General features: G+C 59.5%; 15 protein-coding genes. 8 read left to right on the top strand and 7 right to left on the bottom strand.

Features of this window, described 5'->3' with window-relative positions; translation table 11 throughout:
• Positions 1–92 precede the first annotated feature (92 nt).
• Entirely contained in the window at positions 93–1,691 is a 1,599-nt protein-coding gene (locus A3OQ_RS0105310; RefSeq protein WP_020174328.1) for an ABC transporter ATP-binding protein, read from the top strand.
• Between the two features lie 159 nt (positions 1,692–1,850).
• Entirely contained in the window at positions 1,851–2,234 is a 384-nt protein-coding gene (locus A3OQ_RS0105305; RefSeq protein ID WP_020174327.1) for a cysteine rich repeat-containing protein, read from the top strand.
• 148 nt (positions 2,235–2,382) lie between these two features.
• On the opposite strand, the gene hemA is transcribed toward A3OQ_RS0105305, so the two are convergent.
• A complete protein-coding gene (gene hemA, locus A3OQ_RS0105300; RefSeq protein WP_020174326.1) occupies positions 2,383–3,675 on the bottom strand; it encodes a 5-aminolevulinate synthase in 1,293 nt (430 codons plus the stop codon).
• Positions 3,676–3,932: 257 nt separating this feature from the next.
• Here hemA and A3OQ_RS0105295 point away from each other — a divergent pair, with 257 nt between their 5' ends.
• Complete coding sequence (locus A3OQ_RS0105295) at positions 3,933–4,943, top strand: NAD-dependent epimerase/dehydratase family protein (RefSeq protein ID WP_020174325.1); 1,011 nt, start codon at positions 3,933–3,935, stop codon at positions 4,941–4,943.
• Positions 4,944–5,003: 60 nt separating this feature from the next.
• Here the strand turns inward: A3OQ_RS0105295 and A3OQ_RS23955 are convergent, their stop codons facing one another.
• Both A3OQ_RS23955 and A3OQ_RS21375 read right to left on the bottom strand, forming a co-directional pair.
• Positions 5,004–5,513, bottom strand: a complete 510-nt coding sequence (locus A3OQ_RS23955) for a hypothetical protein (RefSeq protein WP_083931656.1) — start codon at positions 5,511–5,513, stop codon at positions 5,004–5,006.
• A gap of 374 nt (positions 5,514–5,887) precedes the next feature.
• Complete coding sequence (locus tag A3OQ_RS21375) at positions 5,888–6,346, bottom strand: hypothetical protein (protein ID WP_020174322.1); 459 nt, start codon at positions 6,344–6,346, stop codon at positions 5,888–5,890.
• A gap of 225 nt (positions 6,347–6,571) precedes the next feature.
• On the opposite strand from A3OQ_RS21375, the gene A3OQ_RS0105275 reads away from it, so the two are divergent.
• Positions 6,572–7,810: a cyclopropane fatty acid synthase gene (locus A3OQ_RS0105275; RefSeq protein WP_020174321.1), complete on the top strand. Its 1,239-nt coding sequence runs from the start codon at positions 6,572–6,574 to the stop codon at positions 7,808–7,810.
• 499 nt (positions 7,811–8,309) lie between these two features.
• Positions 8,310–9,158, top strand: a complete 849-nt coding sequence (locus A3OQ_RS0105270) for a lytic murein transglycosylase (protein WP_020174320.1) — start codon at positions 8,310–8,312, stop codon at positions 9,156–9,158.
• 18 nt (positions 9,159–9,176) lie between these two features.
• On the opposite strand, the gene A3OQ_RS0105265 is transcribed toward A3OQ_RS0105270, so the two are convergent.
• The 4 genes from A3OQ_RS0105265 to uvrC form a co-directional block, all read right to left on the bottom strand.
• Positions 9,177–9,656 (bottom strand): molybdenum cofactor biosynthesis protein MoaE, encoded by a 480-nt coding sequence (locus tag A3OQ_RS0105265; protein WP_020174319.1) that lies wholly within the window; start codon positions 9,654–9,656, stop codon positions 9,177–9,179.
• A gap of 4 nt (positions 9,657–9,660) precedes the next feature.
• Complete coding sequence (gene moaD / locus A3OQ_RS0105260; RefSeq protein ID WP_026595519.1) at positions 9,661–9,909, bottom strand: molybdopterin converting factor subunit 1; 249 nt, start codon at positions 9,907–9,909, stop codon at positions 9,661–9,663.
• Positions 9,910–10,090: 181 nt separating this feature from the next.
• Positions 10,091–10,687: a CDP-diacylglycerol--glycerol-3-phosphate 3-phosphatidyltransferase gene (gene pgsA, locus A3OQ_RS0105255; protein WP_020174317.1), complete on the bottom strand. Its 597-nt coding sequence runs from the start codon at positions 10,685–10,687 to the stop codon at positions 10,091–10,093.
• Positions 10,688–10,898: 211 nt separating this feature from the next.
• Positions 10,899–12,989: an excinuclease ABC subunit UvrC gene (gene uvrC, locus A3OQ_RS0105250; protein ID WP_026595518.1), complete on the bottom strand. Its 2,091-nt coding sequence runs from the start codon at positions 12,987–12,989 to the stop codon at positions 10,899–10,901.
• Positions 12,990–13,150: 161 nt separating this feature from the next.
• On the opposite strand from uvrC, the gene A3OQ_RS21370 reads away from it, so the two are divergent.
• The 3 genes from A3OQ_RS21370 to A3OQ_RS0105235 all read left to right on the top strand — a co-directional run bounded on the left by A3OQ_RS21370 (position 13,151) and on the right by A3OQ_RS0105235 (position 15,493).
• Positions 13,151–13,801 carry a hypothetical protein gene (locus A3OQ_RS21370; RefSeq protein WP_020174315.1) on the top strand — a complete coding sequence of 217 codons (651 nt, stop codon included), beginning with the start codon at positions 13,151–13,153 and terminating at the stop codon, positions 13,799–13,801.
• Between the two features lie 199 nt (positions 13,802–14,000).
• Positions 14,001–14,417 (top strand): DUF2147 domain-containing protein, encoded by a 417-nt coding sequence (locus tag A3OQ_RS0105240; protein ID WP_020174314.1) that lies wholly within the window; start codon positions 14,001–14,003, stop codon positions 14,415–14,417.
• A 143-nt stretch (positions 14,418–14,560) separates the two neighbouring features.
• Positions 14,561–15,493 (top strand): ribose-phosphate pyrophosphokinase, encoded by a 933-nt coding sequence (locus A3OQ_RS0105235; RefSeq protein WP_020174313.1) that lies wholly within the window; start codon positions 14,561–14,563, stop codon positions 15,491–15,493.
• Positions 15,494–15,580: the final 87 nt, after the last annotated feature.

The raw sequence follows: 15,580 nt of genomic DNA, 5'->3' as shown, positions 1-15,580 counted from the left end.
CCCAAAAAGTTGCAGACTTTTTGGACAAGATCATGCGTCAATACATAAGATTAGAACGTGATCATGATTCAACTTAAGGCGACAACGTTCTAATGGAAGATCCTTCGATCCTCAGCTTCGACGATCTTCACGTCCGCTACGGCGCGCATGAGGCCGTCAAAGGTGTGAGCTTCAATCTGGCACGCGGCGAAGTCGCAGCCATCGTCGGCGAATCGGGATCTGGCAAATCCCAGACCGTGCTTGCCGCCATGCGCCTGCTCGGGCCCGACGCTCAAGTGGAAGGCCAGGTCCTTTTCGAGGGCAAGGATCTCCTCCGCCTGCCGACCAAAGAGTTGGATGCCATTCGCGGGCGGCGGATCGCCATGATCTTCCAGGAGCCCATGTCGGCGCTCGACCCTTTCGTGCCGGTCGGCGCCCAGATCGCAGCGGTGCTGCGCCAGCATTTGGGCCTCTCCCGCGCAGCGGCGAAAGCAAGGGCCATCGAACTCATCGATCTCGTCGGTATCCCCGATCCAGCGCGCCGCGCCAGGGCCTATGTCCATGAACTCTCGGGCGGCCAGCGCCAGCGCGTCGCCATCGCCATGGCGGTTGCCTGCAATCCCGAAATCCTGATCGCCGACGAACCGACGACAGCGCTCGACGTGACGGTCGAAGCCCGCATTCTCGATCTCATCACCGAACTCAAGACGCGGCTCGGCATGGCGATGATCTTCATCAGCCATGATCTCGGTCTCGTCCGGCGTTTCGCCGATGTGATCCATGTCATGCAGGCCGGCGAAATCGTCGAAAGCGGTCCGGCGCACAAGATTTTAACGGCGCCCGAACATGATTATACGAAGATGCTTCTCGCCGCGGCGCCCCAAAGCCTGAGCCGCGCACCGCAAAGAGATGCGCCGACGCTTCTCGAAGCGCGCGATCTCTGCGTGCAGTTTTCCTTACGCGGTGGGCTCTTCGCCACGCGTAAAGAAATCAAGGCCGTCGATCATGTCGATCTCACCTTGCGGCAAGGCCAGACGCTCGGATTGGTTGGCGAATCGGGCTCCGGCAAATCGACGCTCGGGCGTGCCTTGTTGAAGCTGGTCCCGGCGAGCGGCCATATCAGTTTCGAAGACCGCGACCTGACCCCGCTCGATCGGCGAGCCATGCGGCCATTGCGGCATAAGATGCAGCTCGTCTTCCAAGATCCTTACGGCTCGCTGTCGCCGCGCATGACGATCGGCGACACCGTGACCGAAGGCCTGCGCGTGCATGAACTTCACCTTTCACGCGCGGACCGCGATACCAGAGCCGCGCAGGCCTTGGACGAGGTCAGGCTTGATGCGGCCCTGCGATACCGCTTTCCAAACGAACTCTCCGGCGGTCAGCGCCAGCGCGTCGCGATCGCCCGCGCCATGATCTTGAAGCCAAAGCTCGTCGTTCTCGACGAACCGACATCAGCCCTCGATCGGTCGGTTCAGGCCGATATTCTCGACCTGCTTGCCAAGCTGCAAAGGGATCACGGGCTTTCCTATGTCTTCATCAGCCATGATCTCTCCGTCGTACGCGCCATGGCCGAGGAGATTGCCGTGATGAAAGATGGCCGCATCGTCGAGCGCGGCAAGGCCGCGGACCTGCTGACGCAGCCAAAAGACCCCTATACGCAAGGGCTGATCGCCGCAGCAGCGCTTAAAGCATTGCAAGTAATTGCATGAATCTTGCAACCTTTTCGCTCGAGTTAAGTTGATCTAGCGAATCACTCCCTTTTGTTTCACTCTGGAACACAAGGTGCGGGCTCGCACATTGTATGCGTTCGCATTGCGTTACGAATTGGCGCAGCGAGCGAATCACGGCTGTTCCCGGGGAAGAACATTATGTCATCTCGTTTATTTTCGTCTGCCCTTGCCGCTGCCCTTGTTGTTGGTCTCGGAACGATCAATGTCGCAGCGGATGGCCTCGCAGCCCGGCTCCAAGCCATCGCGAGATCCTGCGATTCCGATATCCAGACCTATTGCTCCGGCACGCCGGCGGGCGGTGGTCGTGTCGTCCGCTGTCTCGGCTCGAATTACATGAACGTGTCGGCAACCTGCCGCGGCACGATGGCCTCGGCCATGCACGACGTTTGCAGTTCGGATCTTGCCCGGCTTTGCCCCGGCAGCAGGCTCGGCGCCGGCGAAGCGGAGGCCTGCTTGCAGGCACATATCGCCGAGTTGACGGGTGGCTGCAAATCGGCCGCCGATCGTCTCGCGGCCCGCTGATCGCGCCGTCCGACCGAACGCTTCCTTCAATCTAAGGTTGAAATCAGCCAGTGCGTGTCGCCCTTCTCCCACGGGAGAAGGAAGTGCCGTACGTCTGCGGCTGCTTTGTTCCACCCGCCTGCAACGTCAGCCAGATCAACGGCCTGCCTTATTCGGCAGCGCGTTTGAATTCCGGGAAGGTGCAGCGGGCGTCCACCGTCTCGCGCTTGAATTCGACGATCTTCGGCTCGACGACGAAAGGCAGCTTCAGCGCCTTCCAGACATCGACGAGCGATTCGACGAGATGCACGATATGCGCGTCCGTGTGCAAAGGCGTCGGCGTGATGCGCAGGCGCTCGGTGGTTTTCGGAATCGTCGGATAATTGATCGGCTGGATATAGATGCCGTGGCGTTCGAGCAGCATGTCGGACGCGGCTTTGCACCGCTCTGCGTCGCCGACGAACACTGGCACGATATGCGAGTGGTTCGGCATCACAGGGAGGCCCGCCGCGCTCAGAGCATGTTTCGTCAGCATCGACTGACGCTGATGCTGGGCCCGCCATTCGGCGCCGTTCTTCAGGAGCTTGACGGCCGTGCAGGCCGCTTTTGCGACGGCCGGAGGCAGCGCGGTCGTGAAAATAAAGGACGGCGCATAGGAACGCACCGCATCGATGATCATGCTGTCGGCGGCGATATAGCCGCCGAGCGTGCCAAAGCCCTTGGCGAGCGTGCCTTCGATAACGTCGATGCGATGCATCACGCCGTCGCGCTCGGCAATACCGCCGCCATGCGCGCCATAGAGGCCGACGGCATGAACCTCGTCCATATAGGTCATCGCATTATAGCGCTCGGCGAGATCGGCGATCTTGCCGATCGGCGCGATATCGCCATTCATGGAATAAAGGCTTTCGAAGACGATCAGCTTGTTGCGCTCGGGCCCGGCGGCCTGCAGCAATTCTTCGAGATGATCGAGATCGTTGTGGCGGAAGATCTTGCGCTCGGCCGAGGACCGCTTGATGCCCTCGATCATCGAATTATGGTTCAAGGCATCCGACAGGATGAGACAATTCGGCAGACAATCCGCGATCGTCGAAATGGCCGCGAGATTGGAAATCCAGCCGGAGGTGAAGACCAGCGCGTTATCCTTGCCATGCAGCTGCGCCAGCTCCGACTCGAGTTCGACGAGCGGATGGTTGGTACCCGAAATATTGCGGGTGCCGCCGGCGCCGACGCCATAATGCGCCGCGGCTTCCGCCATGGCGCCGATCACTTCGGGATGCCGGCCCATGCACAAGTAGTCGTTGGAACACCAGATGACGACATCTTCTATCTGGCCGGGGCTGCGATGCCAGTGGGCGAGCGGAAACAGCTCGGCGTCGCGTTCAAGATCGGCAAAGACGCGATAGCGCTGTTCGGTTTTCAGGCGGCCAATCGCGTCCTCGAAGAAGTGCCGGTACCCCATGCGGAATTTATCCTCGAAAGTCTCCGGCCAGCGTAGCCGGTGGTGGGCCGAAAGCGGGCTTTGGCGACCAAGCCTGCCTTACTATACAATTTCGATCCGTTCCAAAAGCGGCAGAAAGTCTCATTTCGTGAAGAAATGGGCCATTTCGGAAAGATCGGAGATAAAACCTTGACGGCGGACCCAAAAAAGCCCCGCCTCCGGGCTCTTTCTGACATGTCTCACATATCGTGCCTTTGATCTGGAGCAATTCCAAACCCATGCACATTCTCGTGACCGGAACGGCCGGTTTCATCGGTTTTCACGTCGCCCGGCGGCTCTTGGACGAAGGCCATGAGGTCACCGGCATCGACGGCTTCACGCCTTATTACGACCTCGCCCTCAAGGAGAAGCGTCAGGCGCTCCTCGCCGGCAAGCCGGGATTTCACGCCCATCGGCTGCTGCTTGAGGATATGGAGACGTTGCAGGGCGCCTATGGCACGGGATTCGACCTCGTCTTCCATTTCGCCGCGCAGGCGGGCGTGCGCTACAGCCTCGACAATCCGCGCGCCTATGTCGACGCCAATCTCACCGGCACCTTCAACCTTCTCGAATGCATGCGCCGCGCGCCGCCACGCCATGCGCTGCTGGCCTCGACCTCCTCGGTCTATGGCGCCAATCGCTCCATCCCCTTCCGGGAGATAGATCGCGCCGATCATCCGCTGACGCTTTATGCCGCGACGAAAAAGGCCAATGAGGAGATGGCGCATGCCTATGCGCATCTCTTCGCAATTCCGGTGACGATGCTGCGTTTCTTCACGGTTTACGGCCCCTGGGGCCGTCCGGACATGGCGCTTTATAAATTCGTGTCGGCGCTCTTCGAGGACCGGCCGATCGATCTCTATAATCATGGCGACATGCGGCGCGACTTCACCTTTATCGACGATCTCGCCGCGGCGATCCTACGCCTTTCGGCGGTGATCCCACCGGCTCCCGGGCCGCAGCGGCAAAAGACGACGGAAGGCGACTCGCTTTCGCCCGAAGCACCATGGCGCGTGGTGAACATAGGCGCCGGAAGCCCAGTCTCGCTGCCAGATTTCGTCAGCGCCATCGAGGCGGCGACCGGCAGATGCGCCAAACGCCATTTGATGGATATGCAGCCCGGCGATGTGCCCGAAACCTATGCCAACACCGATCTTCTTGCGCATCTGACCGGATACCGGCCATCGACACCACTGAGTATTGGTGTTCCGGCCTTCGTCGACTGGTACCGCGGCTATTACGGAATGTGAAAAGCCCGCGGCGATGAGCATCGCCACGGGCCAATGAAAATAATCCAAACGTGGTTTAGGTTACGGCGTCACGGCTCCATGAGCCCGGCCACCAGCCACCTTACACGAGCAGCCTGCGCCCATGTTGGCGGGATCGTAGAGAAGACAGCTCTTGATCGGCGTCGTGCAATATCTGCCGAGGCCGCCCATCGCCGCGCTGCGGCCCGTCTGCAAGACGGGCACAGCCGCATAAGTTACGCCATAGCCGGGATAGCCATAACCGTAACCATAGGCTGCCGGATAACCATAACCATATCCGTACCCGTCACCATAGCCGCCCCAACCATAACCGTCGGTAGCTGCTGCCAAACCAAGACCGAGACCGAGACCAGCGCCAGCCAGACCCCATCCGAGTCCGCTACCACCCCAACCCCGGCCACCCCAACCCCGGCCACCCCAGCCGCCGCCATGCCAGCCGCCGCCATGGAAACCGCCGCCATGCCAGCCGCCAAACCCTGCCGCGTCCGCCGAAAATGTTCCCGCCGCGAGAATCGCCGCGGTCGAAACCGCCAAAACTCCGATACGTCTCATGATTGCATCCTTCGTTGTCAGGCTGAAAAACTCAGCGCCTGTTTTCACTTTGGATCATCAACCGCTGAACCAACGTTCACTTAGATCGCTGTCAAGGTGTCGAAATTTCCACCTGAGCAACGTGACGTCAGAGGAGGAGTTCCATCACTATTCTCAAGCGCACGGACGCCTCACTTTCGAACGGTCAAGTTCATTAAAATCATCGAAGGATTGCGAACCAACCATTGATGATGTGAAAAGTTTTCGGCCGCGCTTCTGCCTTGCAGCAGCGCAAGGACGGCACGAAAAAGGCCTCCGCGCGATTGCCGGAGGCCCTTTGAAACCCTATCCGAAAAGCGATGCTCAAGACTCGTTTTTCGAGCCCGCGCCTAGCGTCACTTCTTGGACGCTTTGTGCGTTTTCCGATGATGATAATGATGGTAGTGCCGGACGGTTCTAACGATCACCGGCGGTGCGTAGTCCTGGCTGTAATAGACGCCTTGACCGTAAGGATAGCCGTAAGGTCCAAAGGGATAGCCGTACGGATATCCATATCCATAATCATAAGCGTAATCGGGATAGTCCCAGCCGCCGTCATACAGACCATAGCCGAAGCCGCCGCCGAATCCGCGGCCGACGAATCTATGCCCGCCAAATCCACCAAAATGACCGCCGCCGAATCCGTGTCCAAAGCCCCCAAAATGACCGCCGCCGAATCCATGTCCGAAGCCGCCGAAATGCCCCCCGCCAAAATGGCCACCGCCGTGGCCGCCGAAAGCGAAAGCCGCCGGTGAATAGGCGCCGGCAGCGAGAAGAGCGGCGACCGAAAGTGTTATCCTTCCAATTCGTTTCATGACTTCCATCCTCCATTACGCTCGGGCAATTCGGCGCTGGCGTAAGCCTCGCATCGGTGAACTAACGCGCGCCTTGAGCGTTATCAAAGGGCTGTAACGCAAAGGTGAAACATTGTAACCGCGCTCGGCCTTTTCGTTGGAAGCATCAATGAAAAGGCTCAGGCTTTCGCTTCCATAGGAACCGCGCGGTCACGTTATCGTGAATTCTAAAATAGGATTCCGGTCATGCTCCGATCGTTTCTTTCCGCCCTCATCAGACAAGGCCGCATCGAGATTGAGACTGCGAACGGCGAAACGTTCGAAGTCGGCGACGGCTCTGGCGATTTGATCGCGATCCGGTTCAACGATGCCTTGGGTCAACTGAGATTCATTCTCACTCCCGAGCTGGCCTTCGGCGAATTGTACATGGATGGCCACGTCGATGTGACCAAAGGCACGATCTATGACGTGCTTGCGCTTGCCGCGCGCAATTACGATCTCAGGCCGCGCTGGTTGAATCGCCTGCAGGCGTTGCGGAGCGGGTGGTTCCGGCGGCGGGATCGCAATGACGCGCAGCGGTCGCTGCGCAATGTCGCCCACCATTATGATCTCGACAGCCGTCTTTATGCGCTCTTCCTCGATTCCGACCGGCAATATTCCTGTGCCTATTTCGAACGTCCCGACGATGATCTCGACCGGGCGCAACTGGCCAAGAAACGTCATATCGCCGCGAAACTTCTCATCGAAGCCGGTCAGACCGTGCTGGACATCGGCTGCGGCTGGGGCGGTCTTGGACTCTATCTCGCGCAGGTCTGCGGCGCGCAGGTAACCGGCATCACCTTGTCGAAGGAGCAGCTCGCCATCGCGCAAGGCCGCGCGAAAGAAGCCGGGCTCGCCGGGAGAGTGACGTTTCAACGGCAAGACTATCGCGATCTCGACGCGCATTTCGATCGCATCGTCTCAATTGGAATGTTCGAACATGTCGGACGCGATTATTACGACGCCTATTTCAGCGGAATCGCCCGCCTCCTCGATACCAAAGGCATCGCCGTTGTCCATACGATCGGGCGCTCGACCGAGCCTTCCCCGACCAATCCCTGGGTTGAAAAATATATTTTCCCGGGAGGCTATCTTCCGTCGCTGTCCGAGATCATGCCATCGATCGAACGGGCCGGCCTCATCGTGACCGATATCGAAGTCCTGCGCCTGCATTATGCGGAAACGCTGCGGGTCTGGCGCGAAAGGTTTCGAGCGAGGCGGGACGAAGCCAAGGCGCTTTATGACGAACGCTTCTGCCGGATGTGGGAATTTTATCTTGCCGGCTCGGAAGCGACCTTCCGCTATGAAGGCCAGGTCGTGTTCCAGATTCAGCTCGCCAAATGCATGGATGCCGTGCCCTTGACGCGCGACTATATCGAGGCTGCGGAAGCCAGTTTGAAAGAGATTGAATCGCCTGCACCTCAATGGCGGATGGCGGGCGAATGAACGCGGCGGAACAGATTCGGCCAAGCTCAAAAACAGGCACAAAAAAACGCCGAACGGATAAGGTTCGGCGTTGAAGTCGTGCAGTCGTGGGTAACTGATGCGATAGCGCCGTGTGCCGACCGAATGTCGTGGGAATCAAAATCCGATCAACGACTCTATCTGAGCTAACGATAAATCGTTCCACGAACTTTGCCATTTTGAAATGACGATTGCCGCAGTTCTCAACCGCTGTGTGACTTTTGAGAGACAAAATTCGCTGTTTCAAAATGCCTAAAAACCAAGTCGTTTTCTCTTATGCCGGTGAAATCACGGCGCTTTGAAGCAGGCTGCACTTTACCTTCGGGATTTTCACAATACGGTCAAGGTCGCGCCTGTTATGCACCGGCACGGCGTACCAACCAGCGAAACGACTCAATTTCGGCGCGTCCGCATGAGATGAAACCGTCGCCGTCTTCCGGCTATCCTATTACGATGCAAGACACTCAACGGAGTATGCGCGATGCAGAAGCGGAAACATCGGCTAGGTCTTTGGACCGGTCTCCTTATCGGCGCATCTTTGCTTGGCCTTATCGGCGAGCCGGCTTTGGCAGCTCCATGCCATGATCCCGCGGGCTTCGATGCATGGCTCCGCGATATAAAAAAAGAAGCCGCGGCCCAGGGTATTTCCGAAGCCGCTATCAGTGCCGGTCTCAATAATGTGGCCTATGATCCAAGCATCGTGTCGCGCGATCATGGCCAGCATGTTTTCGATCAAAGCTTCGAGCAATTCTCCGGCCGCATGATCAATAAAGACCGGCTCCGCAAGGGTGCGCTTCTCTTGAAGCAATATGCCGATACATTCGACCGCATCGAGCAGCAATATGGCGTGCCGCCCGCGGTCATCGTCGCAGTCTGGGGATTGGAAAGCGATTTCGGTGCGGTCACCGGCAATTTCGATACAATCAGATCGATCGCGACGCTGGCCTATGATTGCCGCCGCTCGGATATGTTCAAGGCGGAATTGTTCGATGCCTTGCGTCTCGTCGAACGCGGCGACCTTACGCCTGCGACCATGCGCGGCGCCTGGGCCGGCGAAATCGGCCAGACGCAATTCATGCCCTCGTCCTACCTTAAATTCGCGGTCGATTTCGATTCAAACAGCCATCGCGACCTGATCCACGACGTACGCGACGTGCTCGCCTCGACCGCCAATTATTTCAAAAGCTATGGCTGGCAGAAGGGCGCTGGCTGGGCGCCGGGCCAGCCGAATTTCGCGGTAATCCAGCAATGGAACAAAGCGGATGTCTATGCGCGTACCATCGCTCTCTTCGCGACCAAACTCGCAGGCGGCGACAGCGCCGAGCGGTAAGCTTTGCCTGGTAGGGGCTCACGCTTTCCAGCGTCCGGCCGCAGCCTCGTCCTGATCCTTCGCAGCGACCCAGCCGCCTGAGCTTTGATCGGCAAGATGCTCCTTCTTCCAGAAAGGCGCGCGGGTTTTCAGATAATCCATGAGGAAGGCGGCGGCCTCGAAGGCCTCGGTGCGATGCGTGCTCGTGGTGACGACAAGGACGATCGGCTCGCCCGGTTTGATCTTGCCGAAGCGATGGATGACGAGCGCGCCTTGCAGCGGCCAGCGGCTACGGGCTTCTTCGACGACGCGTAAAATCTCGGCTTCAGCCATGCCCGGATAATGTTCGATCTCGAGCGCTGCGAGCGTTCCGCTTTCGTCACGGCAAAGGCCGGTGAAGGTGACGATGGCGCCGAGATCCGTGCGCCCCTCCGTCAGGCGCTGTGCTTCGGCCGCCGCATCGAAGGTCTCGGCCTGTACGCGCACGCTGACTTCGCAAAACTGCGCCGGATGAGTCACGGGGTCAGCCTCCGGTCATCGGCGGAAAGAAAGCGATCTCGCAGGCTTTGCCGATGATGGCATCGTGCTTTGCATGCGCCCGGTCGATCGCGACGCGCACCGTGCCGGTCGAGAAGGCTTCCGCATATTCCTCGCCACGGCGGCTCATCCAGGCGACGAGTTCGCCGACCGTCTTGATCTCGTCCGGCAGGGCGATCTCTTCTTCGGCCTTGCCGATCTTCTCGCGCACCCAGGCGAAATAAAGCGCCTTCATCGGACTTGCCTTTGTTTGACGCATGATCTTATCCGAAAAGTCCGCAACTTTTCGGGATTATGCATCGTTCTTTATCGCATTTTCTTCTATCAAATCAGGCCTGCCTGATTTGATCATTAAAGACGGATTTCGGCAAAAGCCGAATCCGCGAACCGGTGACCACTTCGCTTGAAAATGCTCTCTACTCCTCAATCACATGCCTCAACCCGGCGACGAGATAATCCCCGCCCGTGTAAAGCGTCAGCAAAGCCGAGAGCCAGAGCAGGACAAGACCCGTCGTGGTGATGCCGCCGATTGCATAGTCACCGGCCGAGCCCGCGATCAGAAAGCCGAGCGCGACGAGCTGCAGCACGGTCTTCCATTTGGCGATCCGGCTGACCGGCAGAGGCACTTTGAGTTCGGCCAGGAACTCGCGCAGGCCGGATACGAGAATCTCCCGGCACAGGATGATGATCGCGGCCCAGATCGAATAGCTCGCTATCGTGTGATTGGCGACGAGCATCAAAAGCACCGCCGACACGAGAAGCTTGTCGGCGATCGGATCGAGCATGCGGCCTAAGGCCGATTGCTGCGACCAGGCGCGCGCGAGATAGCCGTCGAGGAAATCCGTGATGCCCGCGACGATGAAAATGCCGAGCGCCAGCCAGCGCATGAAGAACGTATCCGGCCAGAACAGGCAGGCAACGACGAAAGGCACCGCCAGCATCCGGCCAAGCGTCAGGATATTGGGAAGGTTCCAAGACCGGGACGAGCCGGAAGAAAAGGTTGTAATGGCCATGATCCGAGGGAATAGGTTCGACGTGCGTCCGTCAATAGATGGGGCTTATTAGATCACGATGAGTTTGGGTAGGTTCAAGTCGGTTTGACCGACTTGAACCTACCCAAACTCATGAACGTGATCGATTCTGGTAATTTAGAGCGGGATTTTAGCGAAAAACCGGTATCCACTTTTTCGCATCCCGCTCTACGTTTGAGGCAAAGTGCCTCGCTTACGTCTGGCGATCGTGGAAGAAGTCATAGACGAGTTTGGCCGTCGCGGCATTGATGCCAGGGACCTTTTCGAGGTCCGAGAGCGCCGCGCGGGAAATGGCTTTGGCCGTCCCGAAGGCGTGAAGGAGAGCGCGTTTCCGCGCCGGACCGATCCCGGCGATTTCGTCGAGCGGGCTTTTGGTGAATTCTTTCTTGCGCTTCGCCCTATGGGTGCCGATCGCGAAACGATGCGCCTCGTCGCGCAGGCGCTGGATGAAATAAAGCGCCGGATCGCGCGGCGACAGGCGGAAGGGCTCGCGGCCGTCGATGAAAAAACTCTCGCGCCCGGCATTGCGGTCGGGCCCTTTGGCGATCGAGACGATGGTCACGCCCTTGACGCCGAGCTCCTCGAAAATCTTGTGGGCTGCTTCGAATTGCCCCAGACCGCCGTCGATGACGATCAGATCGGGCTTTTGCGGGAAGGCTGCGAATTCCGGTTCCTCCGGCTCCGCATCCTGATCGAGAAGCGCGGTCTCCTGTTCGACATCGGCAGATGCTGTGACGCTCCCTTCTTTCAGCAGCCGGGTGAAACGCCGCCGCAAAACCTCGCGCATCATGCCGTAATCGTCGCCAGGCGTGAGCTCCTCGCCCTTGATGTTGAACGTGCGGTAATGGCTTTTCATGAAACCGTCGGCACCTGCGACGATCATCGCGCCGACCGCATTGGTGCCCATAATGTGGGAATTGTCGTAGACCTCGATACGGCGCGGCACTTTTTCGAGGCCAAAAGCCTCGGCGAGCGCGCAGAGAAGCTTTTCCTGCGACGCGCTTTCGGAGAGCTTGCGCCCCAGAGCCTCGCGCCCGTTATGGGCCGCATGCTCGACGAGTTCCTTCTTTTCGCCGCGCTGCGGAACGAGGATTTCGACCTTGCGGCCGGCCCGCGCGCTCAAAGCCTCGGCGAGAACGGCATGGTTTTCAATTTCATGCGACAGCAGCACGAGGCGCGGCGGCGGCATGTCCGAATAGAATTGCGCCAGAAAGGCATCGAGCACTTCGGCAGGCTCAAAGCTTCTGTCGGCGCGCGGAAAATAGGCGCGATTGCCCCAGTTCTGATAGGTGCGGAAGAAGAAGACTTCGATGCAGAACTGCCCGGCCTGATCGGCGATCGCAAAGACATCCGCCTCTTCCACCGTCTTCGGATTGACGCCCTGGGCGCCTTGAATGGCCGAAAGCGCCGCGATGCGGTCACGCAATCTGGCAGCGCGTTCGAATTCGAGATCGTCGGCGGCAAGCGCCATTTCTTGCGCCAGCGTATCGCGCACAGCGCGGCTCTTGCCCGATAGAAAATCATGCGCCTCGCGCACGAGTTCCGCATAATCCTCGGCATTGATCTCGCCCGTGCAGGGCGCCGAGCAGCGCTTGATCTGATAGAGCAAACAAGGCCTCGTGCGATTCTCGAAATAGGAATCCGAGCAGGACCGCAAAAGAAAGGCCCGCTCGAGCGCGTTCAAGGTGCGGTTGACTGCCCAGACGCTGGCGAAAGGCCCGAAATAATCGCCCTTGCGGCTCCTCGCCCCGCGATGCTTGGTGATCTGCGGCGCCAGATGATCCTTGGTGAGCAGAATATAGGGAAAGGATTTGTCGTCGCGCATCAGAACGTTGAAGCGCGGCTTCATCTGCTTGATGTAATTGGTCTCGAGCAGCAGGGCTTCGGCCTCGGTCCCGGTCGAGACGAAGACCATCGAGGTCGTCAGCGCGATCATCCGCGCGATGCGGTTCGTATGACCTGCCGCCCGCGCATAGCTCGCGATGCGCTTGCGGACGCTTTTCGCCTTGCCGACATAGAGCACTTCGCCGTCGGCGCCTAACATCCGATAGACGCCGGGTCCGACCGGCGCATGTTTCCAGAATGCGCGAATAGTGGCTGCGCCTTGCCGGACCGTCGCAGGCAGCGACGGGTCATCGGCTTGCAGGTCGAGCTCGGCCAGATCGCCCGGTTCGTCCGAACCGGCCAAAGCATCCGCAGCCTGTTCCGGCTCCGGGACCGCGCCGGCTGTCTCGTCGAGCTTTGGGCTTTCAGGCGCCACGGCGCTTTTTGGAGATGGGCTCATGGTCCTGATTTAAGCAGGCGCGCGGAGCGAGGAAAGGCTCGTCGCGCGGGGCCTCGTTGTTTCGGACACCTTATTAAGCAAAGCGGAAGCCTGGCGCTGGCCTCTCTGGACCTCACACCGGATTCGGTTTAGCTCTAGAGGTGATGGTTAGCAAAATATCAATGCCGGCCCGCGCCGCGAAACTTCTGATCATCTGCGGCCTGACGGCGCTCGCTGCGGGCTGCGTCGAGACGACAGCCCAGCGCGAACCCCAGCCGCAACTGCCGCAGCGGACCAATATGGTCCAGCGCGAGGGCGTGAGCCCGCACGGAGCAAGCGTTGCCATAGCCGATATTCAAGGGGTCTCGGCACCGGTGTCTGGGCACCTCTCGGCCATTTTCACACAAGCGGCACGGGAGCGGGACATCAATCTGACGGACGCGAAAGCCGCCAATTATCTCGTGCGCGGCTATTTGAGCGCATCGCCCGCCGAGGGCGGAGCGACATTCGCGCTCATCTGGGACGTCTATGATGCCAAAAAGCGGCGGACGCAAAGAATCGACGATCTGGTCTTCGTCAAAGGCGCGTCGGGGAGCCTGGAGGCGGTCGACGACGCCGCGCTGACGCAGATCGCCGCGAAAAGCGCCGGCGATCTCGCCGCGGTTCTGTCGAATATGCCGGAAGCGATCGCCGCCGCGTCGTCGCCCTCCGCCAAGGCATTCGTGGCCAAGGCCTCGGAGGACGGCACCACAAGCGTCCCGGGTACGCCGCCGGCCATGGCCGCTTCGGTACCACAAGAGCCCGCCCCCGGCGCCGCCGCAGCGCTGCGTTGACCAAAAGACTTCATTGATTACGCAGGTGAAACGCAAATCCTACATGGCCGAGAGACAAAATCGCCGCATCGCGCCAAAAACGATGGGCAATCTCGCGTATGTGTCCAGGTTTGACGCATGATGGCGAGGGCGAAGCCTTTTCGAGACGGCGATCATGCTCTATGACCCCCACAAAGATGGATTCGGAAGAGGATTAATCATGAAATTTATGCCGACCCTGATCGTTCTCGCTTCGACCGCTACGATATTCGCAGCCTCTGCTGCCTTGGCCGATCCTGTGGGCGACTGGCGCGTGGCCGATGGCACAGCCACGGTCCGCATCAAACATTGCGGTGCGGCGCTTTGCGGCTTTATCGCGAGCACTTCGACGCCGGCCGGCAAGGACGACCACAATCCCGACCCGAGCAAGCGCAGCCGGTCGGTGATGGGCATCGAAGTCCTGATCAATATGCAGAAAGCCGGCGAGAACGTTTGGTCGGGTTGGACCTATAATGCCGAAGACGGCCAGACCTATTCGGCGAAAATTTCCCAGCAAGGCGAGCAGGCCTTACAGATCCAAGGCTGCTCTCCGGGCGGCGGCGCTTGCGGCTCCGAAACATGGGCGCGCGTAAAATAAGAAGTGGACTGCGGCCTTGGAGCGCATCCGGGCGTCAGCCGCCTTATTGTTCAGCCTGCCTGTCGCTGCTAAGAGGCAGCGAACTCGGATCCGTTTTCCGGGCCGGCAAGCACGGGTGGCGAATACCCTGATGGACAAGCACGATGAAGATCCTGGCGGGTAATTCAAATCGTGCTTTGACCGAGGCCATTGCCGCCTACCTCGGCGTACCTCTCACGAAATGTCAGGTGCGCCGCTTCGCGGACATGGAGATCTTCGTCGAGATTCTTGAAAATGTCCGCGGCCAGGACGCGTTCATCGTTCAATCGACGTCGTTTCCGGCCAATGATCATCTGATGGAAGTCCTGATCATGACGGATGCCTTGCGGCGTGCCTCGGCGCGGCGCATCACCGCCGTCATGCCCTATTTCGGCTATGCGAGGCAGGATCGCAAAGCCGGGCCGCGCACGCCGATTTCGGCGAAACTCGTCGCCAATCTCATCACAAGGGCCGGCGCCGACCGGGTTCTGACGGTCGACCTGCATGCCGGCCAGATCCAGGGCTTTTTCGATATCCCGACAGATAATCTTTTCGCCGCCCCCGTCATGGTGCACGACATCAAGCAGAGATTGCCGCTCGAAAATCTCATGGTCGTCTCGCCCGACGTCGGCGGCGTGGTGCGCGCCCGCGCGCTCGCCAAACGCATCGATGCGCCCTTGGCGATCGTCGACAAGCGCCGCGAACGCGCCGGCGAATCGGAAGTGATGCACATCATCGGCGACGTCGCCGGCCGGACCTGCATTCTGATCGACGATATCGTCGATTCAGGCGGCACGCTCTGCAATGCGGCGGAAGCCCTGCTGCGTGAGGGCGCACTCGAAGTCTACGCCTATATCACGCACGGTGTCTTGTCGGGCGGCGCGGTCGCCCGCATCTCCGCCTCCTGTCTCAAGGAAATGGTGCTGACCGACACGATTCAGGCGACCGAAGCCGTGCGCGTCGCCAATAATATAAGGGTGATCTCGATCGCGCCGCTGATCGGCGAGGCCATCGCCCGCACCGCCAAGGAAGAAAGCGTCTCCAGCCTGTTCGACTGAGAGAGCACAATCCCATGAAGCTGCGGACTTTTGGCATCAGATTGCGTGTCAAAATAACGTCGTATCAAAGTCTTAGCATCGCTTGAC

Origin of the sequence: Methyloferula stellata AR4 (assembly GCF_000385335.1) — a bacterium.
Taxonomy (GTDB): domain Bacteria; phylum Pseudomonadota; class Alphaproteobacteria; order Rhizobiales; family Beijerinckiaceae; genus Methyloferula; species Methyloferula stellata.
The sequence above is the reverse complement of the archived record's forward strand: the minus strand, read 5'-3'. Positions and strand labels throughout refer to the sequence as shown.

Excerpts from the sequence above, each read along its gene's own strand:
- A3OQ_RS0105310 (WP_020174328.1), top strand. The coding sequence starts at position 93 with ATGGAAGATCCTTCGATCCTCAGCTTCGACGATCTTCACGTCCGCTAC.
- A3OQ_RS0105305 (WP_020174327.1), top strand. The coding sequence starts at position 1,851 with ATGTCATCTCGTTTATTTTCGTCTGCCCTTGCCGCTGCCCTTGTTGTT.
- hemA (WP_020174326.1), bottom strand. The coding sequence starts at position 3,675 with ATGGGGTACCGGCACTTCTTCGAGGACGCGATTGGCCGCCTGAAAACC.
- A3OQ_RS0105295 (WP_020174325.1), top strand. The coding sequence starts at position 3,933 with ATGCACATTCTCGTGACCGGAACGGCCGGTTTCATCGGTTTTCACGTC.
- A3OQ_RS23955 (WP_083931656.1), bottom strand. The coding sequence starts at position 5,513 with ATGAGACGTATCGGAGTTTTGGCGGTTTCGACCGCGGCGATTCTCGCG.
- A3OQ_RS21375 (WP_020174322.1), bottom strand. The coding sequence starts at position 6,346 with ATGAAACGAATTGGAAGGATAACACTTTCGGTCGCCGCTCTTCTCGCT.
- A3OQ_RS0105275 (WP_020174321.1), top strand. The coding sequence starts at position 6,572 with ATGCTCCGATCGTTTCTTTCCGCCCTCATCAGACAAGGCCGCATCGAG.
- A3OQ_RS0105270 (WP_020174320.1), top strand. The coding sequence starts at position 8,310 with ATGCAGAAGCGGAAACATCGGCTAGGTCTTTGGACCGGTCTCCTTATC.
- moaD (WP_026595519.1), bottom strand. The coding sequence starts at position 9,909 with ATGAAGGCGCTTTATTTCGCCTGGGTGCGCGAGAAGATCGGCAAGGCC.
- pgsA (WP_020174317.1), bottom strand. The coding sequence starts at position 10,687 with ATGGCCATTACAACCTTTTCTTCCGGCTCGTCCCGGTCTTGGAACCTT.
- uvrC (WP_026595518.1), bottom strand. The coding sequence starts at position 12,989 with ATGAGCCCATCTCCAAAAAGCGCCGTGGCGCCTGAAAGCCCAAAGCTC.
- A3OQ_RS21370 (WP_020174315.1), top strand. The coding sequence starts at position 13,151 with ATGCCGGCCCGCGCCGCGAAACTTCTGATCATCTGCGGCCTGACGGCG.
- A3OQ_RS0105240 (WP_020174314.1), top strand. The coding sequence starts at position 14,001 with ATGAAATTTATGCCGACCCTGATCGTTCTCGCTTCGACCGCTACGATA.
- A3OQ_RS0105235 (WP_020174313.1), top strand. The coding sequence starts at position 14,561 with ATGAAGATCCTGGCGGGTAATTCAAATCGTGCTTTGACCGAGGCCATT.